We start from the raw sequence: 23,549 nt of genomic DNA, 5'->3' as shown, positions 1-23,549 counted from the left end.
TGTAGCAAGGCGCGTTCTCGCGCCGCGCGTCTCGAAATTATTTTATGGGAAATCGGAAAAAGGTCGGACGGAATGCCCGCAAGTGAGCGGAAGAGGACGCTGAAAACAAAAAAAAGCCCGCTTGGCTGAAGCGGGCTTACAACCCCTGTCACAGATGTCTCAAGGAGGAGACGGGTTCATCGTAGCAATGCGGGCCGCGCGGCCCAACCAAGCATTCGTGCTATGCAAATCGGCGCGCGCGTCGGGTGCTTATCAGACGTGTCCGTGCGGCGCGGCGCTCGCGGCATCGGCGTCGTGCGGACGGGGCGCTATGCCCGTCTCGATGAAGCGCCGGCTGATGCGATGAAACCGCAGCGTCATCAACACGGCGACGCTCGCGAGACCGGCGGCGAGTCCCCACCACAGGCCTTTCGCGCCCAGTTCGAAGTGGAATGCGAGCACATAGCCGGTCGGAAAGCCGACGCCCCAGTAGCCGAACGCGGCGGCGAGCATCGGGATGCGCGTGTCCTTCAGGCCGCGCAGGCAGCCGGAGCCGACCGTCTGCATGCCGTCGACGATCTGGAACACGGCCGCGACGCCGAGCAGCGACGCCGCGAGCGCCACGGTATTCGCGTTGGCGGGATCGTCGAGATGCAGATACAGGCCCACGATCGCGCGCGGCACGGCGATCAGCACGAGTCCCGAGCACATCATGAAGCCGACGCCGAGCGCGAGCGCGACGAAACTCGCGTGCCGCGCCGCGACCGGCACGCCCGCGCCGACCCAGTATCCGACGCGCACGTTCGCCGCCTGGCCGATCGCGAGTGGCACCATGAACGCGACCGACGCGACGTTGAGCGCGATCTGGTGCGCGGCGAGCGACGCTTCGCCGAGCAGGCCGACCATCATGCCGGTGGCGAGGAAGAGCGTCGATTCGACGCCGTAGGTGATCGCGACGGGCCAGCCGAGGCCGAAGAGTTCGCCCATCAGCGGCAGGCGCGGACGCGCGCGCACGACGAAATGCCGGTAGCGCGGACGCAGATGCAGCACCGCGACGAGCGCGATCGCGATGCCCCAGACGGTGATAGTGGTCGCCGCGGCTGAACCGAGAAAGCCTTCGCGCGGCAGGCCGTACGCGCCGTGGATCAGCCCGTAGTTGAGAAAGCCGTTGACGAACACGCCGCCGATCGAGATCCACAGGAGCCTGCGCGCCGCGCCGATCGCGGGCAGAAACGCGCGCATCATCCCGACGCCGATGAGACTGCCCGGCGTCCCCCAGCGCAACACCGCGCAATATTCGCCGACGTTCTTCGCGAGGGTCGCCGGTTCGTGGAACGCGAGCAGGATCGGCTGGGCGTAGCTCAGCAGCACGAACGCGGGCACGGCGAGCAGCACCGAAAGCACGAGCCCGGTCCAGTAGATGCCCGGCACGCGGTCGTCGGCGTTTGCGCCGCGCGCGTGCGCGACCGACACGGAAACCGACGTCAGCACGCCCTGCAGCAGCGTCACCACGACGAAGAAGAGGTTCGCGCCGAGACCGCCCGCGGCGAGCGCGTCGGGGCCGAGCGAGCCGAGCAGGATGGTGTCGGTGACGCCCATCGCCATCTGCGAGAGTTGCGCGATGGCGAGCGGCGCGGCGAGCCGCGCCGTGTCGACGGCGTGTCGCGAGAGGCTCGGCGTTCCTTGATGCGCGCGCGCGGCGCGCGTGACTTGCGGTTGCATGGCTGATCGGATGAAGACAAAGGCGGCGCATCAGTCAGTGCACTGAGCGTCGCGGACTGGAAAGCGGAAGGGCGACCAAGCGAAGCGCATCGCGAAACGTGCGCTGACGGGAAAACCGGCGCTACAGACCCGCGCTGAAACCAGAACGAAAGACGACTAGCTTATTGCGTCGCGCGCGGCGTGTCGATGACGCGATCGCTTATGGACGGGATTTCTCAAGCGCGCGCCGCGTGCGCGCAACTGGCGCGGCGCTACTCGGGCGCGCGCACGTGGATCGTCTGGCCGTCGAGCTTCACCTTCTGGCCCGCGCGGATCTTGCAGGTCTTGCGCATCTCCACTTTGCCGTCGACGGTGACATCGCCCATCGCGACGCGCGCCTTTGCCGAGCCGCCGCTATCGGCGAGGCCCATCAGCTTGAGCAGATTGTGAAGTTCGACGTAGTCGCCCGTGAGGGTGAATTGGAGTGGCGGCATGGGACGGGTGAAGCGGGAAAGGCCTCCATGATAAACCACGGGCATACGCGCGCCGGGCACGTGCCATGCTAACTGACTTTCCGGAACGGTAATCCGATCGCAAGTGAACTGGTTGGAAAATGTAGCCAGATGAAACCGTCGGTAACATTGACTGGTTTTCGAGAACTCGTTTGATCGTCCGCCGGTCCGAACGTTTGATCGATGAAGCTTCGGTCATCTTTCCAATCGACAAAGTCGCGCGGTTCGCTCGTTTCACCGTTATCGGAGCGCCGCCGACGCCAACTAAAGAGAGGACTAGCTCATGACTCGCGCACGTATTCTTTTGATCGGCTCCGCCATCGCCACGCTCGCCGCTTCGGGCGCTTACGCACAGACCGCGACCCAGCCCGAGCCGGTGCAACCGATGCAGGCCCAGCAGCCGATGACGCCGCCGCCGCAGAACGTCGTAGCGCCCGCGCCGACCGATCCGCTGGTTCAGCGCCGCAACGCGAACGCGCAGGCGAACGCCGAGTATCGCGCGTCGAAGAAGGCGTCGAAGGCCGAGCTGAAGGCACAGAGCCAGCAGGCAAAGGCGCAGTACAAGGAAGAGGTGCAGAACGCGAAGATCAATCGCAAGGCGGACAAGGACGCCGCGAAGGCCGAACTGAACGCGACGGAGCCAAGCACGCCGAAGGACACGGGCCTGCAACACTAAGCGTCATGCGCCGCGAGGCCGCACGTCGCGGCGCTCGCGACATCGCATAAAAGGGGAGGACATCATGAATCGAAAAACCAATGCGCTGCTGGCGGCGCTGATCGCGGGGACGTTCGCGAGCGTGAGCGCGGCGTCGTTCGCACAAACGACGTCCGATACACCGACCGCCGCCGATCAGAAGGCCGCGAAGGAACAAACGAAGGCCGACAAGAAAGCGGCCGTCGCGCAGGCCAAGGCCGACAAGAAGAAGACGGAGGCGCAGTCCGACGCCAACGAAGCCGCCGCCGACGCGAAGTTGAAGAACGCGAAGAAGGCCGAGTAGCACGCGCTTTCGTAGCGAAGCGAGCCCGGTTCCCCGCGAGCCGGGCTCGTTGCATTTGGGGGCCAAAAGCCTAAGCGAGCCAAAGACTTGCGCGCGCGGGTTGTATGGATATACAGTGTGCGTCACTCTTTTCCCGCCGCCTTTCTTCACGTGCTCACGCTTCCCGACACCGCAGACGCCGCTGCCGATTCCACCGCGAAACAAGTCGCCGACTATCTCGCGAAGCTCAACGAGGCGCAGCGCGAGGCCGTCGAGTTCGGCGTCGATGAACCGGGTCGCGCGGGCGGGCCGCTGCTCGTCATCGCCGGCGCGGGCTCGGGCAAGACCAACACGCTGGCGCATCGCGTTGCGCATCTGCTGGTGAAGGGCGCGGATCCGCATCGCATTCTGCTGCTCACGTTTTCGCGCCGCGCGGCGCTCGAAATGACGCGGCGCGTCTCGCGCATCGCTATGAACGCGCTTGGGAAGAAAAGCGCCATCGCGCAGGGGCTGACGTGGTCGGGCACGTTTCACGGCGTCGGCGCGCGACTGTTGCGCGATTACGCCGATCTCATCGGACTTGCGCCGTCGTTCACGATCAACGATCGCGAAGATTCAGCCGATCTGATGAATCTGGTGCGGCACGAGCTCGGCTTGTCGTCGAAGGAGAAGCGTTTTCCCGCGAAGTCGACCTGCTTCGCGATCTACTCGCGCGTCGTGAACACGGGCGTGTCGCTCACGACCGTACTCGATCAGTCGTATCCGTGGTGCCGCGAATGGGAGGCCGATCTGAAGCGTCTCTTCGCCGCCTACGTCAACGCGAAACAGGCGCAAAGCGTGCTCGATTACGATGATCTCCTGCTTTACTGGTCGCATCTCGCGGCAGAGCCGTCGGTGGCGGCGGATCTCGCAAGCCGTTTCGATCACGTGCTCGTCGACGAATATCAGGACACCAACCGCCTGCAGGCGTCCATCCTGCTCGCGATGAAGCCGGACGGGCGCGGCCTCACGGTCGTCGGCGACGACGCGCAGTCCATCTATTCGTTTCGCGGCGCGACCGTGCGCAACATCCTCGATTTCCCGGGCCATTTCGACCCGCCCGCCGCGACGGTCACGCTCGATCGCAACTATCGTTCGACACTGCCGATTCTCGAGGCATCGAATGCGGTGATCGGGCTCGCGTCGGAGCGCTATACGAAGGACCTATGGACCGACAAGGCGTCGGCGCAGAAGCCGCGCGTCGTTTCCGTCGCCGATGAAGCCGATCAGGCGCGCTATGTCGTCGAAAACGTGCTCGAGGCGCGCGAGGCGGGCATGAAGCTCAAGGCGCAAGCGGTGCTCTTCCGCGCCGCGCATCACAGCGCGACGCTCGAAATAGAACTCACGCGGCGCAACATTCCGTTCGTGAAGTTCGGCGGGCTCAAGTTTCTCGATTCCGTCCACGTGAAGGACGTGCTGGCGGTGCTGCGCTGGGCGGAGAATCCGCGCGACCGCGTCGCGGGTTTTCGGGTCGCGCAGTTGCTGCCGGGCATCGGTCCGGCGATCGCCGGGCGTTTGCTGGATAGCGTTGCGCAAGACGAGGCTCCGCGTGCGATCGCCGGTTTTCAGGCGCCCGCGCGAGCCACCGAAGACTGGCCGCGTTTCGTCGGGCTGATGGCCAAGCTTTGCGGGCGCGAATCCGGCTGGCCGGCGGAGTTCGAAATGATCCGCCGCTGGTACGAGCCGCATCTGGAGCGCAATCACGAAGACGCGGCGATCCGCATCGGCGACGTGCTGCAGATGGAAAGCATCGCGTCGACGTATCCCACGCGCGAGCGCTTTCTCACCGAACTCACGCTTGATCCGCCCGACGCGACGAGCGACGAATCCGGCGTGCCGATGCTCGACGAGGACTATCTGATTCTCTCGACCATCCACTCGGCGAAGGGCCAGGAATGGCGCAACGTGTTCGTGCTGAACGGCGTGGACGGCTGCATTCCGTCCGATCTGGGCACGGGCAGCGACGAGGAAGTCGACGAGGAGCGGCGTCTGCTCTACGTGGCGATGACGCGTGCAAAGGAAGACCTGCACATCATCACGCCGCAGCGGTTCTACGTGCACAACCAGACGCATTTGGGCGACAGGCACGTCTGGGCGCAGCGCACGCGCTTCATCCCGCCGCATCTGATGCAGAACTTCGAAGCGGCCGCGTGGCCGCCGGTCATCGCGCCCGCCGCGCCGACGGCAGCGGGACTGGCGGCGGCCGCGAAGGCGAAGATCGATATCGCGGCGCGCCTGAAGGGAATGTGGGACTGAGTCGAAACGCGTTCAGCGTTGCGCGCGCGAGGGCCGCGGCGCGCGGGGCGAAGGCGCGAAGATGCTGCGCAGCCACGCGGCGAAGCGCGTGAAGCCGTCGTAAGGCTCTTCGATGAACAGCTCGGGCCGCAGCGAGCGCAGGTACTCCAGCACCTGCTGCGCTTCCTGCTTCTGGATCGACCCATAGAAAATGCCGAGCCGCAGCAGGCAGCGCAGTTCGCCGAGCTTCTCGCGCGCGGTCGAGCCGATGCTCGACTCCACGGAAATCTTCGTTTCGTACACGCGCTGGCGCAGCGAATCGGCGAGACGCCAGGCGGGCGTCTGCATCTTTTCCTCGACTTCGCGGATATCCGCCGCCGCCGATTTGATCTGCGCCGCGAGCATGTCCACTTGTGACACGTCGCCCTTCGCCTCGGTGACGATCGCGGTCGCCCATTCTCGCGACGCCTTGATGAGATCCTCAGCGGTCCAGTCGGCGCGGATCGCGAACGCGAATCCGTGCTCGGCCGCCTGACGGATCAGAATTTCGACGACGTCGGGAAACTCCTTGTCGAGCGCGCGCTTGGCCCACGCGTACTGGCCGTGCGTCAGCATGCGCTGCACCGCTTGCTCAGTGAGCGGCGTGTCGTTGTCGAGCAGCTTCGCGCGCAGGAAGTCCTCGAACGTCGGCGTGACGAATTGCTGATCGAGCTTCAGCGACAGACGCATGAACGCCTCGAAATCACGATGCAGCGAAGCGATCGTCTCGTCGCGTAACGAAAGGGTGATTTGACGCATGTTGGTTCCCGGTTCCGCTTCCGATTCGTCCGGAAGCGGGCAATGCTTGCGGCTGCGCTTCTGAGGGCGGAGTCCATTCGTTTCTGATATCGGCGCGATTTCCGGGAACTTGAGGATTCTTCGAGGCTTTTTGAAAGGCGCTTATCGGTAGATCAATGATTGACCGGCCGGAAACGCTTAACGCAGCACGGCGAACTGCCAGGCGAAAAACACCGCCAGCGACACGGCAATCGTCACGAGCGGCCGTTTCGTGAACACGCAAACCATGATCGCGACGATCGCCGCCACGAGCTGCGGATTGCGCCAGGTGATCTCGGCGCCGTTGCCGTGCGGCGAGACGGTCATCGGCACGATGATCGCGGTGAGCACCGTCACCGGCACGAACGAGAGCGCGGCGCGCACGACCGGCGGAAAGGGCAGTCGCTCGCCCAGCACGAACACGGCGGCGCGGATCACGTACGTGATGACCGCCATGCCGAGGATCAGCGTGATGTAGTTCATTGCGTGCGCTCCTTGGCGTTCTTCAGGCGGCTTTTCTCGCGCGGACGGTTTTCCATCAGCGTGAGCAGCATGCCGACCGCGACGCCGACGAACACCGCCGCGAGCAGCCCGAGCTTGTAGGGCCAGCCCTGCCACGCGAACGACAGCACGCCCGATGCGAGCGCCGCCGCGACGAAGCGCACGGCGACCAACTGCGGCACGATGATAGCGATGAACGTCGCGACCATCGCGAAGTCGAGGCCGAGCGACTTCAGTCCGGGAAACGCCGCGCCGAACAACAGGCCGGCGAGCGTCCACAACTGCCAGTTCAGATACATCGAGACGCCGGAGCCGAAGAAGTAATGTGGTCCGGTCTCGCCCGGTGCGCGCTTCTGATAGTGCGCGTAGGCGACGGCGAAGACTTCGTCCGTGAGGAAGCCCGCGAGCGCCCAGCGCCAGCGCCGCGGCAGATGCGCGACATACGGCGCGAGCGTCGCCGAATAGAGCACGTGACGCAGATTGACGACGAGCGTCGTCGCCCAGATGACGGCGAAGCTCGCATGTGACGCGATCAGCCCGACCGCGATGAACTGCGCGGACCCGGCGAACACCGCGAGCGACATCAACTGGCCATGCCAGAGCGTGAGTGGACTGGCGGTGACGAGCGTGCCGAAGATCACGCCGAAAGGCGCGGCGCCGATCATCATCGGAATGGTGTCGCGCGCGCCGGCGGCGAATTCGCGCAGCGCATGGCCGGGCGGTGGTGCGGACGGTTGAGCGGGTGTTGCTTTCAAGATTTTCCTCCTATGGAAGCGAGGATACGCAAGACGTCGGTCGGCCTGCTTGTACGTTCTTGCGCTTTCCTGGCTCGCCGGAACGCTCAGCGCCAGCGGCCGGGCGGTACGCCGAACGTGCGCTTGAAATGGCGCGTGAAGTGACTCTGGTCGGTGAAGCCGCTCGCCGCCGCGACGTCGGTCACGGAGGCGCCCGCGCGCAACGCCGGCAACGCGCGCACGATACGCATCTGGTTGCGCCACGCGTGCGGCGCGAGACCGGTTTCGCGCGTGAAGAGACGCGCCGCATGGAAGGTCGAGAGACCGACGGTCTGCGCGAGTTCGGCGAGCGTGACCGGTTCGAGCAGATCGTCGGCGAGGCGGGATTTCATCGTTCCGACGCGGTGCGCGTCGGCGGCGAGCGGCGCGATGTCCGGGCGTTGCAGCGCGTGGCGGCCGAGCAGCGTCGTCACGGCGTCGACGAGCGCGAGTTCCGCAGCAAGCGCATCCGCGCCGTCTTCGAGCAGTCGATGCGCGACGACCAGGCGCCGCGCGAGATCGGGATCGCGGACGATGTCGTCGGGAAACCACGGCGACGATTCCCGCCGCCCGGACATATCGCGCGCAAGATCTTCGACGAACGGCACCGGCAGATAGAACACGCGATAACGCCAGCCCGCATCGACGGCCCGCGCGCCCGTATGCACTTCGCCGGGATTGATCACCGGCACCGAGCCGGCTTCGGCGACGTGATGCGCGCCGCGATAGTCGAAGCATTCCGCGCCCGCTTCGATGACGGGCACCGTGTAGGCGTCGTGCCAGTGCGGGGAGAATTCGTGATCGTAGTATTCGGCCGTGACCATGTCCGCGTCCGGCACGAGCGGCGAGCGCCAGTAGCGTGCGGCGTTGCGGAAACGGTCGGCGTTCATCGTCGGATTTTTCGAGACAGGCAGAATCGCTTAGTTTACAACTTTGCTACGCGCCGGGCCGGACAGTTGCGCGTCACTTCACCGGTATGGTCGTGCCTTCCGGCACGGGCACCGCCGTCACGCTGTTCTTCGCGCTGCCGGTCGTGATGCGGTCGCTGTATGTGAGGTAGACGAGCGTGTTGCGCTTCGTATCGACGATGCGCACCACGTGCAGCGTCTTGAAGATGAACGACATGCCGGCCGAGAACACATCGGTTTTCTGCTTGAGCGGCTGGGCGATCTTGATCGGCCCGACCTGGCGGCAGGCGATCGATGCTTCCGTCGGGTCTTCCGCGATGCCGAGCGTGCCCTTCACGCCGCCCGTGCGTGCGCGCGACACGTAGCACGTCACGCCCTGGACGAGCGGATCGTCGTAGGCGTCGACGCTCACGCGGTCCGAGCCGGTGAAGCGGAAATTGGTGTTGACGCTCGCGATTTCCTCAGTGTGCGCGAGTCCCGCGCCGGAGAGAGTGGCGAGCAAGGCCAGGTTTCGGGCGAGCGCACGGACGGAGGGTTTCATCGTCGTTCTTCGGAAAAGAGAAAGGGCGTCGTATTGTATCGACGCCCTCGGCTCTTCGATGCATCTCGCACTCGCATGCGGTCAATGAAAGATCAGGTACAGGATCACCAGAACAATGACCGGGACGCCGAGCAACCATCCGAGCAGGTAAGGCATGTTGTCCTCCATCGCGTGTTGTTTGTTAACGGTTTCAGTATCGCGAGGAAGGCCGGCGCGCGTTAGCCGTGCATGTCCGAAAGCTGTGTAGGTGCTGTCCTATCGGGACTTTCTCGTCGCTTACAGATTCGTAAGGCGATTCGGTTCAGGCCGCACGATTGCGCTTCGCTGCGAAGCCGGCGTAGAGCGTGCGCACGTAATCGAGATGCGCACCCGCGCACTCCCGCGCCCGTACGGGATCGCGCGCGACGATCGCATCGAAGATTGCGCGATGCTGGGTCATCAGGTTCGCTTCGACTTCGTCGTCGTAATCGACGAGACGGTGCGAGGTCAGCATCGATTCGCGGACCAACTCGTCGAGGCCGTGCATCACGTGCGTAAGCGCCACGTTGTGCGTCGCGTCGGCGATCGCGAGATGGAACGCGGCGTCCTTTTCCGCTATGCGCGTGCTTTTCTCGGCGACGGCGCTCTGCAGCGCGTCGAACGCGGCGGCGATGCGTGCGATGTCGACGTCGGTCGCGCGCTCGGCGGCGTACGCGGTGGACAGCGTCTCGAGGCCGTGGCGCAGTTCGAGCACGTCGGCGCTGGCATTCGGCTGCTGTTCGAGCAGCGCCGCGAGCGGACGCGACACTAGCGGCGCCGTCACGTCCGACACGACGAAACCGCCGCGTCCGGCCGCGCGAATGAAGCCGTCCGATTCGAGCCGGATCAGCGCCTCGCGCAGCGACGGACGCGACACGTTCAACTGCTCGGCCAGATCGCGCTCGGCGGGCAGGCGCTGGCCGGGCAGCAGCGTGCCGTTCGAGATCAGCTCCCGAATCTGACCGGACACGACATCGGAGAGACGTACGCGGGCGTACGAATGCGCATGGACGGGCTGAAAACTCATCGTTGGACGTTTATGCCGAATGAAAGCTGGAGGAAGCCCGAGTTTGACATGAAAGGGGCATCTCATTAAAGTCTTGGTCAGACCAAGCTTACCAAAATGACTGTCCAACCCCACCACCGGCCCTCATGAAAGTTGCCCTGTTCGTCCCCTGTTTCATCGACGCGTTCTATCCGCAGGTCGGCGTCGCCACGCTGGAATTGCTCGAGCGGCTCGGCGTCGATGTCGACTATCCGCCGGATCAGACGTGCTGCGGTCAGCCGATGGCCAATAGCGGCGCGCACAAGGACGCCGCCGGCGCCGAGCGCGTGTTCGCCCGCAATTTCGCCGACTACGACTATGTGGTCGGGCCGTCGGCGAGTTGCGTGCATCATGTCCGCGAGCACTTCACCGCGATCGAGCAGACGGGCGCGGTAGAGAAGGTTCGTCGCAATACGTATGAGCTGGTCGAATTCCTGCACGACGTGCTGAAGGTGCGCGAGTTTCCGTGGGCCGAGTTCCCGCACAGGGTCGGGCTGCACAACAGTTGCAGCGCGGTGCGGCATCTGCGCGAGACATCGAATTCGGAAGTCGCGGGCACGCCGTTTTCGAAGCCCCGCGCGCTGCTCGAAGGCGTGAAGGGTATCGAGTTCGTCACGCCCGCGCGTCCCGATGAATGCTGCGGCTTCGGCGGCACGTTCTCGGTCACCGAAGAGGCCGTGTCCGTGCGCATGGGACAGGACAAGGTGCGCGATCATGTCGGGGCGGGCGCGGAGTACATCGTATCGGGCGACATGTCGTGTCTCATGCATCAGCAAGGCTGCGCGGAACGCATGAAAGCCGATGCGAAGTTCATCCATATCGCGCAGGTCTTGAACGGAGTTCGCGCATGAGCAAAACCGTTCGGATCGATCACGCGAAGGCGGCGGGGGCGTTTCTGCAGAAGCCGGATCACGTCGCCTTCCACGATAAGCGTCTGTGGGACTTGCGCAGCAAGCGCGACGCGCAGGCGCACGGCATTCCCGAATGGGAGACGATGCGCAATCTCGCGTCGCAGATCAAGGAGCACACGCTTTCCAATCTCGCCGATTACATCGCGCAGTTCGTCGATGAGGCCGGAAAGAACGGCGTCGTCGTGCATTTCGCCGCCGATGCGCGGGAGCACAACGAGCTCGTCTACAAGCTGATGAGCGAGCGCGGCATGACGTCGCTCGTCAAGAGCAAGTCGATGCTCACCGACGAATGCTACATGCGCGACTATCTCGAACCGCGCGGCATCACGGTGATGGAAACCGACCTCGGCGAGCGTATCCAGCAGCTCGATCATCAGGACCCGAGCCATATGGTCGTGCCGGCCGTGCACAAGCTGCGCGCGGATGTGGCCGAGCTCTTCGGCAAGACCATCGGCACCGATCCGAAGAACAGCGACATTCACTATCTCGCCGAAAGCCAGCGCATGAACACGCGGCCGTACTTCGTGCGCGAGAAGACGGCGGGCATGACCGGCTGCAACTTCGCGGTCGCGGAAACGGGCACGGTCGTCGTGTGCACGAACGAAGGCAACGCGGATTTGTCGGCGAACGTGCCGCCGCTGCATATCGCGTCGATCGGCATCGAGAAGATCGTTCCGACGATCGCCGATCTCGGCGTGTTCGTGCGCATGCTGTCGCGCAGCGCGCTCGGCTCGCCGATCACCCAATACACGTCGCACTTTCGCCAGCCGCGGCCGGGCACGGAGATGCACTATATCCTCGTCGACAACGGCCGCTCCGAGCGGCTCGCGATGGACGATTTCTGGTACTCGCTGAAATGCATCCGCTGCGGCGCATGCATGAATACGTGTCCCGTGTATCGGCGCAGCGGCGGGCTGTCTTATGGCGGAACGTATTCCGGGCCGATCGGCGCGATCATCAATCCGACGCACGATCTGAAGCGTTACAGCGCGCTGCCGTTCGCCTCGACAATGAACGGCAGTTGCACCAACGTCTGCCCGGTGAAGGTGAACATCCATGAGCAGATCTACAAGTGGCGCGAGGTGATCGCGGAGAAACACGAAGTGCCGTTCGTGAAGCAGGAAGTCCTGAAGATGGCCGGGCGCCTGCTCGCGAGTCCGACGCTCTATCGGGCGACGGTCGCGTCGCTCGGCGGCGCGCTGAAGCGCCTGCCCAACTTCGTGCTCTACAACCCGCTCAACATCTGGGGACGTCAGCGCGATCTGCCCGAAGCGCCCGCCGAGACTTTTCACGAGTGGTACAAGAAAAACCGGAAGCTCGAAAAATGACGACTCGCGAAGCTTTTTTGTCGAAGATTCGCGCGGCGCAGCCGGCATCGCGCCCGCGTCCCGATATGCCGCTGTTTCCGACGCCTGAAGGCGATCTGAAGACGCGTTTCACCGCGGCGCTCACCGCAATGGGCGGAACGTGCGTCGACGCCGCCGGGCTGGGCGATGTGAATGCGCTCATCGCGTCGCGCTTTCCGGACGCGAAGATGATCGCGTCGGCGGTGCCGGGCGTCGACGGCACGCGGCCGCTTTCTCCCGATACGCTCCCGGCGTCGCTCCAGGATGTCGATGTGGGCGTTGTGAGAGGGCGCTTCGGCGTAGCCGAAACGGGCTCGGTGTGGTTCAGCGAGCAAGAGTACGTCGTGAACTCGATCGGCTATCTTTCGCAGCATCTCGTCGTGCTGCTCGATCCCGCGCTGCTCGTCGAAGGCTTGCAGCAGGTGTATCGACGGCCCGATTTCAAATCGGCGCGCTATGCGGTGCTCGTGACGGGACCGTCCGCGACGGCGGATATCGAAGGCGTGCTGATTCGCGGCGCACAGGGCGTGCGCTCGCTGACCGTCGTGTGGCTCGCGTGAAGCGTCAGTGTTTCCAGAAAATCGCGACGACGATCCCGCCGAACAGCAGCCACTTCACGATGTAATAGACGGTCCGGTTCCACGCCTTCAGCCGCTTGCCGACGAGCCGGATCGAATAGAGATACTTGAACGCGCGGTTCAACCCGCCGGTACGGTCGCCGAGTTCGTTCGGCGACGCGGCGGCGCGCATCAGAAAGCCGCCGACGGCGTGATTGAACGCCTGCGCCCAGCGGTATTTCATCGGCCGCTCGATATCGCAAAACAGGATGATGCGCTCCTTGTCGGTCCGGTTCTCGGCCCAGTGCAGATAGGTTTCGTCGAAGACGACTTCCTCGCCGTCGCGCCACGAGTAGCGTTCGCCATCGACGATGATCGCGCAGGCGTCGTCGTTCGGCGTGACGAGCCCCAAGTGATAGCGCAGCGACCCCGCGTACGGATCGCGATGCAGCGTCAGCGTTCCGCCGGGCGGGAGCATCGCGAACATGGCCGCCTTGACGGACGGGATGCTCTGCAGGACCACGAGCGTCTGCGGACACGTCGCCACGGCGGACGGGTGCGGGCGGTCATACCATTTCAGATAGAAGCGTCGCCAGCCGCGCCGGAAAAACGAATTGAAGCCGATGTCGTTGTACTTGGCCGCCGCCTGGATCCTGCTCGCCTCGTGCAGCGCAACGGCCTCGGCGCGGATGGTTTCCCAGTGCGTCTTGATCGGCGCAAGATCGGGAAAGAGCGTCGGTTGCAGGTAGGGCGTGGACGGCACGCGCGAGAACAGATAGATGAAGCCGTTCAACGGCGACATGAACGTCGAATGGTCTGAAAGCTGTCGGAAGAACCCGTGCCGGACCTTGCCGCGCCAGTGCGTGTAAGCCGCGCAAGCGATGAAGATCACCAACACCAGCCAGCGCATTTATTGCTCCTTTGCGCGCAATTGCCGCCATCCGTTTGCTTAGCGAAATTATACAAACGACGACAAAAAGTTTGCTTGGATGGCGGAGCGACTGCTTTTCGGCAAGAGGCTGTCGTGCAGACGGGAGGATAAAAGCAAAAAGCCCAGTCACACGACTGGGCTTTTCGAATGAAGCTTTTGGCTCCCCGACCTGGGCTCGAACCAGGGACCTACGGATTAACAGTCCGGCGCTCTACCGACTGAGCTATCGGGGAACAACTGAAACATCTGCAACTGAGATAAAAAACCCAGCCGATTGACTGGGTTCTTTTGAAACCGACTTGCTGGAGTTTTGGCTCCCCGACCTGGGCTCGAACCAGGGACCTACGGATTAACAGTCCGGCGCTCTACCGACTGAGCTATCGGGGAACATCTACAGCAGAGAAGCGAAAGTATAGGGGGCTCAGATTATCGTGTCAACGCCCAATCTTCACTCGATAATCAATTTTTGCAATGCGTTTGAAACAGTCGCCCGGGCGCGCGCGGATCAACGCTCGAGCAAATTAAGCTTGTCCTTGACGTCCTTGAACTCGTCCGCTTCGGGAAGCGATCCCTTCGTCTTCGTGATGCTCGGCCAGTTACGCGCGAGTTCGGCGTTCAGTTCGGTGAAGTGCTGCTGGTCGCCGGGCACATCTTCTTCGGCGTAGATGGCGTTCACCGGGCACTCGGCCACGCACACGGCGCAGTCGATGCACTCGTCCGGATCGATCGCGAGAAAGTTGGGACCTTCGCGGAAGCAGTCCACCGGGCACACGTCCACGCAATCGGTGTACTTGCACTTGATGCAGCTTTCGGTCACAACGTGAGTCATTCAGGCTCCTGCATGCGGAATTCTTGGGGGCGGCGCCCTGGGCGGCTACATCGGCCGGGAGGTGCGCGTGGCGAAACGCATATTGTAGCGTAACGGTAAAAACGGGCGTGAGCCGCGCGTGGCGCCCTTTATATCGATTCGTGATGTATGTATGCGCCGCGTCGCAAAAGGGCGGGGCATGGATCATGACGTTGTGCACATTCGGGTAACATGGCCCCAAAGGCATACGGCCTGGCGCCGGGCGCACGGCCATTTCGCGTGGATGTTCCAGTTATAACCATGATCATCAATTCGCTGCTCGATACCGACCTCTACAAGTTCACGATGATGCAGGTCGTGCTGCATCATTTCCCCGCGGCGCATGTCGAATATCGCTTCCGCTGCCGCACGCCGAATGTGGATCTCGTGCCGTACATCGACGAGATTCGCGACGAGGTACGCCAGCTCTGCAATCTGCGCTTCAAGGAGGAGGAACTGGATTATTTGCGGCGCATGCGTTTCATCAAGAGCGACTTCATCGATTTCCTCGCGCTCTTTCATCTGAACGAGAAGTCGATCCGTATCTCGCCGTCGCCGAAGAACAATGGCGAGATCGACATCGAGATCGAAGGGCCGTGGCTGCACACGATCCTCTTCGAGATTCCGGTGCTCGCGATCGTCAACGAGGTCTATTTCCGCAACACGCAGCGCAAGCCCGAGTACGAAACCGGCCGTGAGCGTCTGCGCGACAAGATCAAGCTGCTCGCCACGCCGCCCGAATATTCCGACTGCAAGATCGCCGATTACGGCACGCGCCGCCGCTTCTCCGGACAGTGGCATGAGGAAGTCGTGCTGACCTTGAAGGACAAGCTCGGCGCGCAGTTCGCCGGCACGAGCAACTGCTTCTATGCGATGAAGCACGGCTTGCGTCCCCTCGGCACGATGGCGCACGAATACTTGCAGGCGTGTCAGGCGTTGGGTCCGCGTCTGCGCGATTCGCAGATTTTCGGCTTCGAGATGTGGGCGAAGGAATATCGCGGCGATCTCGGCATCGCGCTGTCGGATGTCTACGGCATGAAGGCGTTCCTGCGCGATTTCGACATGTACTTTTGCAAGCTGTTCGACGGCGCGCGTCACGATTCCGGCGATCCCTTCGACTGGGGCGAGCGCCTTCTCAGGCATTACGAGGACAACCGCTGCGACCCGCGCACCAAGGTGCTCGTATTTTCCGACGCGCTCGACATTCCCAAGGTGCTGCAACTCTATGAGCGCTTCCGCGGGCGCTGCCAACTGGCGTTCGGCGTCGGGACGAATCTCACCAACGATCTGGGCTATCAGCCGCTGCAGATCGTCATCAAGATGGTCCGCTGCAACGGTCAGCCGGTCGCCAAGCTCTCGGATTCGCCCGGCAAGAACATGTGCGACGACAAGGCGTATCTCGCCTATCTGCGTCAGGTGTTCGGCATTGCGCAGCCGGTGGGCGACGACTGACGGCGTCGCTTCCGTGCATTCGGCCTATGCCGTTCGGCCGAGGTTCGTGCGCGAATATCGCTCGTTATAATTCGAACGCGTCGTCGAATAGTCCGGCGCGCACGAATCTCAGGCACGCCAACACGAGGACGGCATCATGGATACATCGGCCGCGCGCCGCAATATTCTCGCGCGCATTCGCAGCGCGCAGGGCCGTCGCGGCGTGCCTTCGGAAGCCGAGCGCGAGGCGGCGCAAGAGTATATCGAGCGGCATCCCGCGGGTCCGCGTCCTCCGTTGCCTCAGAACCGCAATGAATTGATCGCGCGCTTCAGGCTCGAAGCCGAGCGTCTTTCTACGACCGTCGCCGAAGTGGAATCGCTCGCGGATGCGCCCGCCGAAGCCGCGCGCTATTTGGAATCGCTGAATGTTCCCGCCGATGTCGTCGCGTGGCCCGCGCTCGGCGGCCTGCCTTGGGTGCAAGCGGGCATTCGAGCGGCGCTGCGCAAGCCGGCGGATGCCGATCTCGTGGGCATCACCGGCTGTTTTTGCGCGACGGCCGAAACCGGCTCGCTCGTGCTGCTCTCGGGCGCCGACACGCCCGCGTCCGGCGCGCTTCTGCCTCAGACGCATATCGCGATCGTGCCGGCGTCGCGCATCGTCGCGGCGCACGAAGACGCGTTCGCGCTGATGCGCGCCGAGCGGGGCGAGTTGCCGCGGGCGGTGAACTTCGTGTCGGGGCCGTCGCGCACGGGCGATATTGAACAGACCATCGTGCTCGGCGCGCATGGACCGTATCGCGTGCATGTGATCGTCGTGCGCGGAGCCTGAGCACGATGCGGCGTTTCGTTTCCATCGCGGCGTGCGCAGGCCTGGCGCTAGTCGCCGCACCCGCCGTCGCGGCAGCGCCCGATGGCACGACGCTCCCGGCAACGTGGGGCATTCCGTTCATCGGCATCCTGCTTTCCATCGCGGTGTTTCCGCTCGTCGCGCCGAAGCTCTGGCATCACCATTTCGGAAAGATTGCGGCTGCGTGGAGCGTCGCGTTTCTTGCGCCGTTCGCGCTCGCCTTCGGAATTGGTACGGCAGGCAGCGTACTGGTTCACGCCATGCTCGAAGAGTACGTGCCGTTCATCGTTCTGCTGGCGGCGCTGTACACGGTCGCGGGGGGCATCTGCGTGCGCGGCAATCTGCACGGCTCGCCGCGTCTCAATACCGGGCTGCTCGCGCTCGGCACCGCGCTCGCGAGCATCATGGGCACGACGGGCGCGGCCATGCTGCTGATCCGCCCGCTCTTGCGCGCGAACGACAATCGCAAGCACGTCGTGCATGTCGTCGTGTTCTTCATTTTTCTCGTCGCGAATGCGGGCGGCTCGCTCACGCCGCTCGGAGATCCGCCGCTCTTTCTCGGATTTCTGAACGGCGTCGGCTTCTTCTGGACGACGATGCATCTCGCGCTGCCGATGCTCTTCGTCTGCGGCGTGCTGCTCGTTTTGTTCCATGTCCTCGACAGCTACTACTGGCGCCGGCACGACGCGCGGCCCGCATTTCTCGATCCGACCCCCGACACGCCGCCGCTCGGCATCGACGGCAAAGTGAATTTTGCGCTGCTCGCGGTGATCGTCGCGCTCGTGTTGACGAGCGGCATATGGAAGCCCGGCATCGCGTTCGACGTGTTCGGCACCGAGGTGAAATTGCAGAATCTCGTGCGCGACGTGCTGCTCATGGCCGTGCTCCTTGCCTCGCTCGCGCTCACGCCGAAAAGTGCGCGCGCGGGCAACGCGTTCGACTGGGCGCCCATCGAGGAAGTGGCGAAACTGTTCGCGGCAATCTTCATTACGATCGCGCCCGTCATCACGATCCTGCGCGCGGGGGAGGCGGGCGCGTTCGCGGGCATCGTGCACGCGGTGTCGGATGCGCACGGCAAGCCGATCGACATCGCCTACTTCTGGGCGACGGGCCTGCTGTCCTCGTTTCTCGACAACGCGCCGACCTATCTCGTGTTCTTTAATCTCGCGGGCGGCGACGCGCGCACGCTCATGACCGCCGACGCCACCACGCTCGCCGCCATCTCCGCGGGCGCCGTCTTCATGGGTGCGAACACGTACATCGGCAATGCGCCGAATTTCATGGTGAAGGCAATCGCCGAATCGCGCGGCGTGCGCATGCCGAGTTTCTTCGGCTATATCGCATGGTCGGGCGCGGTCCTCCTGCCGATTTTTGCCGTTCTGGGCTGGCTATTTTTCTAGGAGCAATCGATGAAGAAGGTACTTGTCGCGCGTCCCACCTTTCCCGATGTGATCGAGCGCCTGAAACAGTATTTCGATGTCGACGTGAACCTCGGCGACGTGCTGCCGCAAGAAGAATTCGCGCGCCGTATCGCGGACAAGGACGGCGCGTTCACCGCGGGCGAGTGGGTCGGCGAAAAGGAACTGGCGGGCGCACCGAATCTGAAAGTCGTCGCGAACATGGCGGTCGGCTATAACAACTTCGACATGAAGGCTTTCGACGCGCACAAGGTGCTCGGCACCAATACGCCGAACGTGCTGAACGAAACCACCGCCGACTTCGGCTGGGCGCTGATGATGGCGGCTGCGCGCCGTGTCACCGAATCCGAGCACTATCTGCGCGCGGGCAAGTGGCAGAAGTGGTCGTTCGACTCGTTCCTCGGCACGGATGTGTACGGATCGACGCTCGGCGTAATCGGCATGGGACGTATCGGCCAGGCGCTCGCGCGGCGGGCGAGCGGCTTCGACATGCGCGTGATCTATCACAACCGTTCGCGTGTCGCGCCCGAGATCGAGGCGAAGCTGAACGCCGAGTATGCGTCGAAGGAAGACCTGCTCAGGCGGGCAGATCATGTCGTGCTCGTGCTGCCGTACACGAAGGAGAACCATCACACGATCGGTGCGGCCGAACTCGCGCTGATGAAGCCCACGGCGACGCTCACGAATATCGCGCGCGGCGGCATCGTCGATGATGCGGCGTTGATCGTCGCATTGCGCGACAAGCGCATTGCGGCCGCGGGCATCGACGTGTTCGAGGGAGAGCCAAACTTCAATCCGGATTTCCTGCTGCTCGACAACGTGGTGCTGACGCCGCACATCGCGAGCGCGACGGAGGGCACGCGCCGCGCGATGGCCGATCTCGCGGCGGACAATCTCATCGCCGCGCTCGGCGAAGGACCGCGCGCCGGAAATCCGCCCAACCCGATCAATCCGGACGTGCTGAAGAAATGACGGAATTGCTGTATGGCGCTGTCGCTGCGTTGGCGATCGCGCTGATCGTGTCGCTCGTCGCGCTCATCGTCGCGATACGGCGCAACTCGAACGCCCACATTTACGATGAATTCGAGGCGCTCACCGATCGCGTGAACGACATGGGCGAGGCGCATGCGCGCGCGCAGGAACGGCTCGAACGCGGGGTGCGCGGCGACATCGCCGAAAGTGCGCGCGTGTCGCGCATGGAATCGCAAAGCGGCTTCACGCAATTCCATCAGACGCTCGCGACGCAACTGGCGAGCACGTCGAGCGTGCAGAACGCGCAGTTCGACGCACTCGCCCAGCAACTCGCGCAACAAAGCCAGCAGGCGCGCGAGGATCAGGGCAACGCATTAAAGCGCTTCGCCGATTCGATGTCGCTGCATCTGTCGCAGATGTCGGAGGCGAACGAGCGGCGGCTCGGCGAAGTGCGCGCGACGCTCGAAGCGCGTCTGAAGGACATCGAGGCCAACAACGCGACCAAGCTCGACGAGATGCGTCGAACTGTCGACGAAAAGCTGCACGCCACGCTCGAACAGCGGCTCGGCGAGTCGTTCAAGCTCGTATCGGACCGGTTGGAGCAGGTGCATCGCGGGCTCGGCGAAATGCAGACGCTCGCGGCCGGTGTCGGCGATCTCAAGAAGGTGCTCACCAACGTGAAGACGCGCGGCATCTGGGGCGAAGTGCAGCTCGAATCGCTGCTGGAGCAACTGCTTACGCCCGATCAGTACGCGAAGAACGTCGCGACGATTCCGAAGAGCAACGAGCGCGTCGAGTTCGCGATCAGGCTGCCCGGCCGACACGATGCGCCAGGCTCGCCGGGCGATGCCGCGACGCCTGTGTGGCTACCCATCGACGCGAAGTTTCCGCGTGAGGACTACGAGCGTCTGATCGACGCGCAGGAACGGGCGGACGTGGCCGGCGTCGAGGACGCGTCGCGCGCGCTCGAAGGCCGCTTGCGCGCGGAAGCGAAGTCGATCGCGCAGAAGTACGTCGCGCCGCCGCATACCACGGACTTCGCGTTGCTCTTTCTGCCGACCGAAGGGCTTTACGCGGAAGTGCTGCGTCGCCCGGGCCTGAGCGATTCGCTGCAGCGCGACTATCGAGTGACCGTCGCTGGGCCGACCACGTTGACCGCGCTCCTCAACAGTTTGCAAATGGGATTTCGCACGCTCGCCATCGAGAAGCGTTCGAGCGAAGTGTGGCAGGTGCTCGGCGCGGTGAAGACCGAGTTCGGCAAGTTCGGCGAAGTGCTGGCGAGAACGAAGTCGCAGCTCGAAACCGTCACGCGCTCGATCGAGGCGGCGCAGACGCGCACACGGCAGATGGGCAAGCGCCTACGCGACGTCGAGGCGCTGCCGGGGGAACAGGCGGCGGGGCTTCTGGGCGATGTGTCGTCGCCGGAAGGCGACGACGACATGTGACCTATTGGGCGAGGCGTTCGAGCGGCTTGCCCGTCACGCGCACGATGCGCCAGTCGGGAAGCACCGTCGCACCCATCTTCTCGTAGAAGTCGATGGCGTTCTGATTCCAGTCGAGCACCGACCACTCGAATCGCCCACACTGGCGCTCGACCGCGAGCGCCGCGAGCTTCTTCAGCATCTGCGTGCCGAGACCGCTGCCGCGCATCGACGGACGCACGTAAAGGTCTTCGAGATAGAGGCCGCGTTTGCCGAGGAAGGTGGAGAAGTTCTGGAAGAAGAGCGCATAGCTCACGACTTCGCCTTCCTGCTCCGCGACGAGCGCTTCCGCGGCGGGACGCGCGCCGAACAGGGCGTCGTGCACGCCTTCCTTCGTCGCGATGAACAGATGCGTGAGCTTTTCGAACTCCGCGAGCTCGTACATCAGGCCGAAGATCGCGGCGACATCGGCGGGCGTGGCCGCGCGGATCGTGACATTTCCGTTCGCGGCGCTCACGCTTCCTCCGGCGCATCGGACAGCACGATCTCGATGCCGCCAAAACGCGACGCCACCCAGTTGTACGCATGGCACGCGATCCACAGCAGGATGAAGCCGAGAATCGCGTTCAGCAGCAGCGCGCTCGTGACGGTGCTCACTTCCACCGAGCCGTATCGCACGAACGCGACCACCACGCCGAGCAGCACGATCGGCACGCTGAAGGTCAGGTACACGAGGATCAGCGCCTTGGCGGTCTGTCCGGGTGCGATGAATGAGATCTGCTTTTTCATGGAAGGAAAGCCCCGTCTATCGATATAGGAATGTTTGTACTGGCGACGTTCGTTGCGGCGTGCGTCAGATCAGGCCGTCGAACGGCACGATTTCGACTTCGTCGCCGGCGTCGATGTCGCCGCGCGCATGCTCCAGCACGATGAAGCAGTTGGCTTCGCTCATCGAACTGAGCACGCCGGAACCTTGCGGACCCGTGGTGATGGCGCGAAAGCGGCCGTCTTCGCCGCGCGTCGCGATGCCGCGCTGGAACTCCGTGCGGCCCGCGCGTTTTTTTATCGGCTCGGCGGCGATCGCGCGGATGACCGTGAGCGGCTGGCGAGTCGCACCCGACATTGCAAGCAGCGCCTCGCGCACGATGAAGTAGAACGTCGCCATCACGGCGACCGGATTGCCCGGCAGGCCGAAGAAGAGCGCTGATTTGCCCGTGCCCGCGGGCTCGCCCGACCACAGGCGGCCGAACGCGAGCGGCCGGCCGGGGCGCATCGCGATTTTCCAGAAGGCGACATCGCCGAGCGAATTCATCAGCTCGCGCGTGAAGTCCGCATCGCCGACCGACACGCCGCCCGAGCTGATGACGACATCCGCGCTTTCGGTCGCCTGGCGGAGCGCCTTTTCGAGCGATGCACGATCGTCGCGCACGATGCCGAGATCGACCGTTTCGACGCCCAGGCGCTCGAGCATCGCGAAGAGCGTGTAGCGGTTGCTGTCGTAGAGGCTGCCCGGACTCAGCGTTTCGCCGACCGAGCGCAATTCGTCGCCCGTCGAAAAGAAGGCGGCCGTGAGACGCTTGCGAACGGACACTTCGCCGATGCCGAGCGACGCGAGCAGCCCAAGATCCGATGCGCGCACGATACGCCCGGCGAGCAGCGCCGGTTCGCCTTTCGCGAGATCTTCGCCCGACAGGCGCCGGTTCTGGCCAGCGCGGATTTTCGCGGTGGAAAAGCGGATCGCGTCGCCTTCGCGCGTGACAAGCTCCTGCGGCACAACCGTGTCGCAGCCAGGAGGAATGAGCGCGCCCGTCATGATGCGCACGCACTGGTCAGCACCCGGCGCGCTCTCGAAAGGCCTTCCGGCGAGCGCCGTGCCCGCCACGGACAAATCGAGCACATCGCTGCCGCGCGAGAGCACCTCGCCGGCGAACGCGTAACCGTCCATCGCGGAGTTGTCGAAGGCGGGCACGTCGATGGGCGAGACCACGTCGTCGGCGAGGACGCGGCCGAGCGCATCGTGCAGGCCGACGCGTTCGACCTGCGCGTTCCGCGTGCGCGGCATGGCCCATTGACGCACGATTTCCTGCGCTGCTTCGACGGGAAGCGCGTTCGGATCGTACTGGGCGACGCAGGCGGAGAGTTCCTTGGACGTGGTCATGAATCGGCGTGGATCGCGCCGGAACCCGGCGAAGAAGCAGCCACGAGGCCGCGCGGTGGTTGAACGCCCGAACGCGGATTGCCGCAATGGCGGACGTGAGAGTCAGCGGCGTTCCAGCTCCGCCAGCTGCTGTAAATCATTGATATTGTAAAACGCGCGTTCATCGGCAAATCGGACTTCCACTGGCTTGTGGCGTGCGTACCACGCGCGGACTTTGCGCTCTCCGCGGTCGAGCCAGGCGTCGAGATCGTCGGCGAGCGAGGTGCGCAGAAGTGCGAAAACCGGGTGCGCCATGACATGTCCGGATGCATCGACGGTTGCGGCGTACGCAATGTCGCCGCCATGGGTCTCGAGCGCCTGCATCAACGCCGCTCCGATATGCTCGTCGACGAAAGGGGCATCGCAAGGCGCGCTCAGCACGTATTCGGTGGTCGCGGCGCGCAGTGCGGCGGCGATGCCGGCGAGCGGTCCGGGATAATCCGCCCGCGCGTCCGGAATGACGCGCGCGCCGAACGCCGCGCCCAGCCGCTCGTAGCCTTCGATGGAACGGTTCGCGCTGATCAGAAGCGCGCTAGCCTGAGGCGCGATGCGCCGCATGACATGCAACGCGAGCGGCTCGCCGCAAAATGGCTGCATGCCTTTATCGACGCCGCCCATGCGCGAGC

The 23,549-nt window shown here is 64.1% G+C and carries 25 protein-coding genes and 2 tRNA genes; 11 read left to right on the top strand and 16 right to left on the bottom strand.

The annotated features are described in order from the left end of the window. Positions 1-252 precede the first annotated feature (252 nt). Positions 253-1,701, bottom strand: coding sequence for an MATE family efflux transporter (locus NCS28_RS09840; RefSeq protein ID WP_250513639.1), 1,449 nt, complete (start codon positions 1,699-1,701; stop codon positions 253-255). A 251-nt stretch (positions 1,702-1,952) separates the two neighbouring features. After that, on the bottom strand, positions 1,953-2,174 hold the full coding sequence (locus tag NCS28_RS09835) for an RNA-binding S4 domain-containing protein (RefSeq protein WP_250513638.1): 222 nt from the start codon (positions 2,172-2,174) through the stop codon (positions 1,953-1,955). Positions 2,175-2,475: 301 nt separating this feature from the next. Between NCS28_RS09835 and NCS28_RS09830 the strand changes: the two genes are divergently transcribed. The 3 genes from NCS28_RS09830 to NCS28_RS09820 all read left to right on the top strand — a co-directional run bounded on the left by NCS28_RS09830 (position 2,476) and on the right by NCS28_RS09820 (position 5,464). Continuing rightward, on the top strand, positions 2,476-2,868 hold the full coding sequence (locus tag NCS28_RS09830) for a hypothetical protein (RefSeq protein ID WP_250513637.1): 393 nt from the start codon (positions 2,476-2,478) through the stop codon (positions 2,866-2,868). A 64-nt stretch (positions 2,869-2,932) separates the two neighbouring features. Continuing rightward, complete coding sequence (locus NCS28_RS09825) at positions 2,933-3,190, top strand: hypothetical protein (RefSeq protein WP_250513636.1); 258 nt, start codon at positions 2,933-2,935, stop codon at positions 3,188-3,190. 150 nt (positions 3,191-3,340) lie between these two features. Next, complete coding sequence (locus tag NCS28_RS09820; protein ID WP_250513679.1) at positions 3,341-5,464, top strand: ATP-dependent helicase; 2,124 nt, start codon at positions 3,341-3,343, stop codon at positions 5,462-5,464. A gap of 12 nt (positions 5,465-5,476) precedes the next feature. On the opposite strand, the gene NCS28_RS09815 is transcribed toward NCS28_RS09820, so the two are convergent. The 6 genes from NCS28_RS09815 to NCS28_RS09790 all read right to left on the bottom strand — a co-directional run bounded on the left by NCS28_RS09815 (position 5,477) and on the right by NCS28_RS09790 (position 10,027). Beyond that, the gene (locus NCS28_RS09815) at positions 5,477-6,241 is read right to left on the bottom strand and encodes a DUF4088 family protein (protein ID WP_250513635.1); all 765 of its coding nucleotides are present in this window, start codon (positions 6,239-6,241) and stop codon (positions 5,477-5,479) included. A 177-nt stretch (positions 6,242-6,418) separates the two neighbouring features. Next, complete coding sequence (locus NCS28_RS09810; protein ID WP_250513634.1) at positions 6,419-6,742, bottom strand: AzlD domain-containing protein; 324 nt, start codon at positions 6,740-6,742, stop codon at positions 6,419-6,421. Then, the gene (locus NCS28_RS09805; protein WP_250513678.1) at positions 6,739-7,428 is read right to left on the bottom strand and encodes an AzlC family ABC transporter permease; all 690 of its coding nucleotides are present in this window, start codon (positions 7,426-7,428) and stop codon (positions 6,739-6,741) included. The genes NCS28_RS09810 and NCS28_RS09805 overlap by 4 nt, the downstream gene beginning before the upstream one ends. 173 nt (positions 7,429-7,601) lie before the next feature. Then, positions 7,602-8,423: a helix-turn-helix transcriptional regulator gene (locus NCS28_RS09800; protein WP_250513633.1), complete on the bottom strand. Its 822-nt coding sequence runs from the start codon at positions 8,421-8,423 to the stop codon at positions 7,602-7,604. A 73-nt stretch (positions 8,424-8,496) separates the two neighbouring features. Then, positions 8,497-8,982: a CreA family protein gene (locus NCS28_RS09795; protein ID WP_250513632.1), complete on the bottom strand. Its 486-nt coding sequence runs from the start codon at positions 8,980-8,982 to the stop codon at positions 8,497-8,499. Positions 8,983-9,283: 301 nt separating this feature from the next. Continuing rightward, complete coding sequence (locus NCS28_RS09790) at positions 9,284-10,027, bottom strand: FadR/GntR family transcriptional regulator (RefSeq protein ID WP_250513631.1); 744 nt, start codon at positions 10,025-10,027, stop codon at positions 9,284-9,286. A gap of 125 nt (positions 10,028-10,152) precedes the next feature. Here NCS28_RS09790 and NCS28_RS09785 point away from each other — a divergent pair, with 125 nt between their 5' ends. Genes NCS28_RS09785 through NCS28_RS09775 form a run of 3 tightly spaced genes read left to right on the top strand, consistent with a single transcriptional unit; the run spans position 10,153 to position 12,862 of the window. Then, the gene (locus NCS28_RS09785) at positions 10,153-10,896 is read left to right on the top strand and encodes a (Fe-S)-binding protein (protein ID WP_250513630.1); all 744 of its coding nucleotides are present in this window, start codon (positions 10,153-10,155) and stop codon (positions 10,894-10,896) included. Beyond that, positions 10,893-12,284: a lactate utilization protein B gene (locus tag NCS28_RS09780; protein ID WP_250513629.1), complete on the top strand. Its 1,392-nt coding sequence runs from the start codon at positions 10,893-10,895 to the stop codon at positions 12,282-12,284. The genes NCS28_RS09785 and NCS28_RS09780 overlap by 4 nt, the downstream gene beginning before the upstream one ends. Then, positions 12,281-12,862, top strand: coding sequence for a LutC/YkgG family protein (locus NCS28_RS09775; protein WP_250513628.1), 582 nt, complete (start codon positions 12,281-12,283; stop codon positions 12,860-12,862). Before NCS28_RS09780 ends, NCS28_RS09775 begins: the two co-directional genes overlap by 4 nt. A gap of 4 nt (positions 12,863-12,866) precedes the next feature. On the opposite strand, the gene lpxO is transcribed toward NCS28_RS09775, so the two are convergent. The 4 genes from lpxO to fdxA all read right to left on the bottom strand — a co-directional run bounded on the left by lpxO (position 12,867) and on the right by fdxA (position 14,619). Then, positions 12,867-13,769 (bottom strand): lipid A hydroxylase LpxO, encoded by a 903-nt coding sequence (lpxO, locus tag NCS28_RS09770; RefSeq protein WP_250513627.1) that lies wholly within the window; start codon positions 13,767-13,769, stop codon positions 12,867-12,869. 178 nt (positions 13,770-13,947) lie between these two features. After that, positions 13,948-14,023: transfer RNA gene (locus NCS28_RS09765), tRNA-Asn, on the bottom strand. Between the two features lie 78 nt (positions 14,024-14,101). Next, a tRNA-Asn gene (locus tag NCS28_RS09760) sits at positions 14,102-14,177 on the bottom strand. 118 nt (positions 14,178-14,295) lie between these two features. Beyond that, complete coding sequence (fdxA, locus tag NCS28_RS09755) at positions 14,296-14,619, bottom strand: ferredoxin FdxA (protein ID WP_061120523.1); 324 nt, start codon at positions 14,617-14,619, stop codon at positions 14,296-14,298. 279 nt (positions 14,620-14,898) lie between these two features. Between fdxA and pncB the strand changes: the two genes are divergently transcribed. The 5 genes from pncB to NCS28_RS09730 all read left to right on the top strand — a co-directional run bounded on the left by pncB (position 14,899) and on the right by NCS28_RS09730 (position 20,750). Beyond that, positions 14,899-16,089: a nicotinate phosphoribosyltransferase gene (pncB, locus tag NCS28_RS09750; protein WP_250513626.1), complete on the top strand. Its 1,191-nt coding sequence runs from the start codon at positions 14,899-14,901 to the stop codon at positions 16,087-16,089. A gap of 136 nt (positions 16,090-16,225) precedes the next feature. Next, positions 16,226-16,897 carry a LutC/YkgG family protein gene (locus NCS28_RS09745; protein ID WP_250513625.1) on the top strand — a complete coding sequence of 224 codons (672 nt, stop codon included), beginning with the start codon at positions 16,226-16,228 and terminating at the stop codon, positions 16,895-16,897. A 5-nt stretch (positions 16,898-16,902) separates the two neighbouring features. Then, positions 16,903-18,315: a sodium:proton antiporter gene (locus tag NCS28_RS09740; protein WP_250513624.1), complete on the top strand. Its 1,413-nt coding sequence runs from the start codon at positions 16,903-16,905 to the stop codon at positions 18,313-18,315. A gap of 9 nt (positions 18,316-18,324) precedes the next feature. Further along, on the top strand, positions 18,325-19,305 hold the full coding sequence (locus NCS28_RS09735) for a 2-hydroxyacid dehydrogenase (protein ID WP_250513623.1): 981 nt from the start codon (positions 18,325-18,327) through the stop codon (positions 19,303-19,305). After that, complete coding sequence (locus NCS28_RS09730) at positions 19,302-20,750, top strand: DNA recombination protein RmuC (protein ID WP_250513622.1); 1,449 nt, start codon at positions 19,302-19,304, stop codon at positions 20,748-20,750. Before NCS28_RS09735 ends, NCS28_RS09730 begins: the two co-directional genes overlap by 4 nt. A 1-nt stretch (position 20,751) precedes the next feature. Here NCS28_RS09730 and NCS28_RS09725 read toward each other — a convergent pair whose 3' ends face one another. From NCS28_RS09725 to mobA, 4 genes are all read right to left on the bottom strand, one after another. Then, the gene (locus tag NCS28_RS09725; RefSeq protein WP_250513677.1) at positions 20,752-21,171 is read right to left on the bottom strand and encodes a GNAT family N-acetyltransferase; all 420 of its coding nucleotides are present in this window, start codon (positions 21,169-21,171) and stop codon (positions 20,752-20,754) included. A gap of 68 nt (positions 21,172-21,239) precedes the next feature. After that, positions 21,240-21,515 (bottom strand): hypothetical protein, encoded by a 276-nt coding sequence (locus NCS28_RS09720; protein WP_008342276.1) that lies wholly within the window; start codon positions 21,513-21,515, stop codon positions 21,240-21,242. A 64-nt stretch (positions 21,516-21,579) separates the two neighbouring features. Next, entirely contained in the window at positions 21,580-22,884 is a 1,305-nt protein-coding gene (gene moeA, locus NCS28_RS09715; protein ID WP_250513621.1) for a molybdopterin molybdotransferase MoeA, read from the bottom strand. Positions 22,885-22,986: 102 nt separating this feature from the next. Further along, a complete protein-coding gene (mobA, locus tag NCS28_RS09710; RefSeq protein WP_250513620.1) occupies positions 22,987-23,541 on the bottom strand; it encodes a molybdenum cofactor guanylyltransferase MobA in 555 nt (184 codons plus the stop codon). Between the last annotated feature and the right edge of the window lie 8 nt (positions 23,542-23,549).

The organism is Caballeronia sp. INDeC2, assembly GCF_023631325.1.
Classification (GTDB): Bacteria; Pseudomonadota; Gammaproteobacteria; order Burkholderiales; family Burkholderiaceae; genus Caballeronia.
This window is presented reverse-complemented; position numbering and strand designations above follow the sequence as displayed.

Bases quoted from the DNA above. Each gene is read 5' to 3' on its own strand.
- NCS28_RS09825 (WP_250513636.1), top strand. From the start codon at position 2,933: ATGAATCGAAAAACCAATGCGCTGCTGGCGGCGCTGATCGCGGGGACG.
- NCS28_RS09745 (WP_250513625.1), top strand. From the start codon at position 16,226: ATGGATACATCGGCCGCGCGCCGCAATATTCTCGCGCGCATTCGCAGC.
- NCS28_RS09740 (WP_250513624.1), top strand. From the start codon at position 16,903: ATGCGGCGTTTCGTTTCCATCGCGGCGTGCGCAGGCCTGGCGCTAGTC.
- lpxO (WP_250513627.1), bottom strand. From the start codon at position 13,769: ATGCGCTGGCTGGTGTTGGTGATCTTCATCGCTTGCGCGGCTTACACG.
- NCS28_RS09800 (WP_250513633.1), bottom strand. From the start codon at position 8,423: ATGAACGCCGACCGTTTCCGCAACGCCGCACGCTACTGGCGCTCGCCG.
- NCS28_RS09775 (WP_250513628.1), top strand. From the start codon at position 12,281: ATGACGACTCGCGAAGCTTTTTTGTCGAAGATTCGCGCGGCGCAGCCG.
- NCS28_RS09810 (WP_250513634.1), bottom strand. From the start codon at position 6,742: ATGAACTACATCACGCTGATCCTCGGCATGGCGGTCATCACGTACGTG.
- NCS28_RS09720 (WP_008342276.1), bottom strand. From the start codon at position 21,515: ATGAAAAAGCAGATCTCATTCATCGCACCCGGACAGACCGCCAAGGCG.
- NCS28_RS09785 (WP_250513630.1), top strand. From the start codon at position 10,153: ATGAAAGTTGCCCTGTTCGTCCCCTGTTTCATCGACGCGTTCTATCCG.
- NCS28_RS09795 (WP_250513632.1), bottom strand. From the start codon at position 8,982: ATGAAACCCTCCGTCCGTGCGCTCGCCCGAAACCTGGCCTTGCTCGCC.
- fdxA (WP_061120523.1), bottom strand. From the start codon at position 14,619: ATGACTCACGTTGTGACCGAAAGCTGCATCAAGTGCAAGTACACCGAT.
- NCS28_RS09730 (WP_250513622.1), top strand. From the start codon at position 19,302: ATGACGGAATTGCTGTATGGCGCTGTCGCTGCGTTGGCGATCGCGCTG.
- NCS28_RS09790 (WP_250513631.1), bottom strand. From the start codon at position 10,027: ATGAGTTTTCAGCCCGTCCATGCGCATTCGTACGCCCGCGTACGTCTC.
- NCS28_RS09830 (WP_250513637.1), top strand. From the start codon at position 2,476: ATGACTCGCGCACGTATTCTTTTGATCGGCTCCGCCATCGCCACGCTC.
- NCS28_RS09780 (WP_250513629.1), top strand. From the start codon at position 10,893: ATGAGCAAAACCGTTCGGATCGATCACGCGAAGGCGGCGGGGGCGTTT.
- NCS28_RS09735 (WP_250513623.1), top strand. From the start codon at position 18,325: ATGAAGAAGGTACTTGTCGCGCGTCCCACCTTTCCCGATGTGATCGAG.
- moeA (WP_250513621.1), bottom strand. From the start codon at position 22,884: ATGACCACGTCCAAGGAACTCTCCGCCTGCGTCGCCCAGTACGATCCG.
- pncB (WP_250513626.1), top strand. From the start codon at position 14,899: ATGATCATCAATTCGCTGCTCGATACCGACCTCTACAAGTTCACGATG.
- NCS28_RS09815 (WP_250513635.1), bottom strand. From the start codon at position 6,241: ATGCGTCAAATCACCCTTTCGTTACGCGACGAGACGATCGCTTCGCTG.
- NCS28_RS09805 (WP_250513678.1), bottom strand. From the start codon at position 7,428: ATGATGATCGGCGCCGCGCCTTTCGGCGTGATCTTCGGCACGCTCGTC.
- NCS28_RS09725 (WP_250513677.1), bottom strand. From the start codon at position 21,171: ATGTACGAGCTCGCGGAGTTCGAAAAGCTCACGCATCTGTTCATCGCG.
- NCS28_RS09840 (WP_250513639.1), bottom strand. From the start codon at position 1,701: ATGCAACCGCAAGTCACGCGCGCCGCGCGCGCGCATCAAGGAACGCCG.
- NCS28_RS09835 (WP_250513638.1), bottom strand. From the start codon at position 2,174: ATGCCGCCACTCCAATTCACCCTCACGGGCGACTACGTCGAACTTCAC.
- mobA (WP_250513620.1), bottom strand. From the start codon at position 23,541: ATGGGCGGCGTCGATAAAGGCATGCAGCCATTTTGCGGCGAGCCGCTC.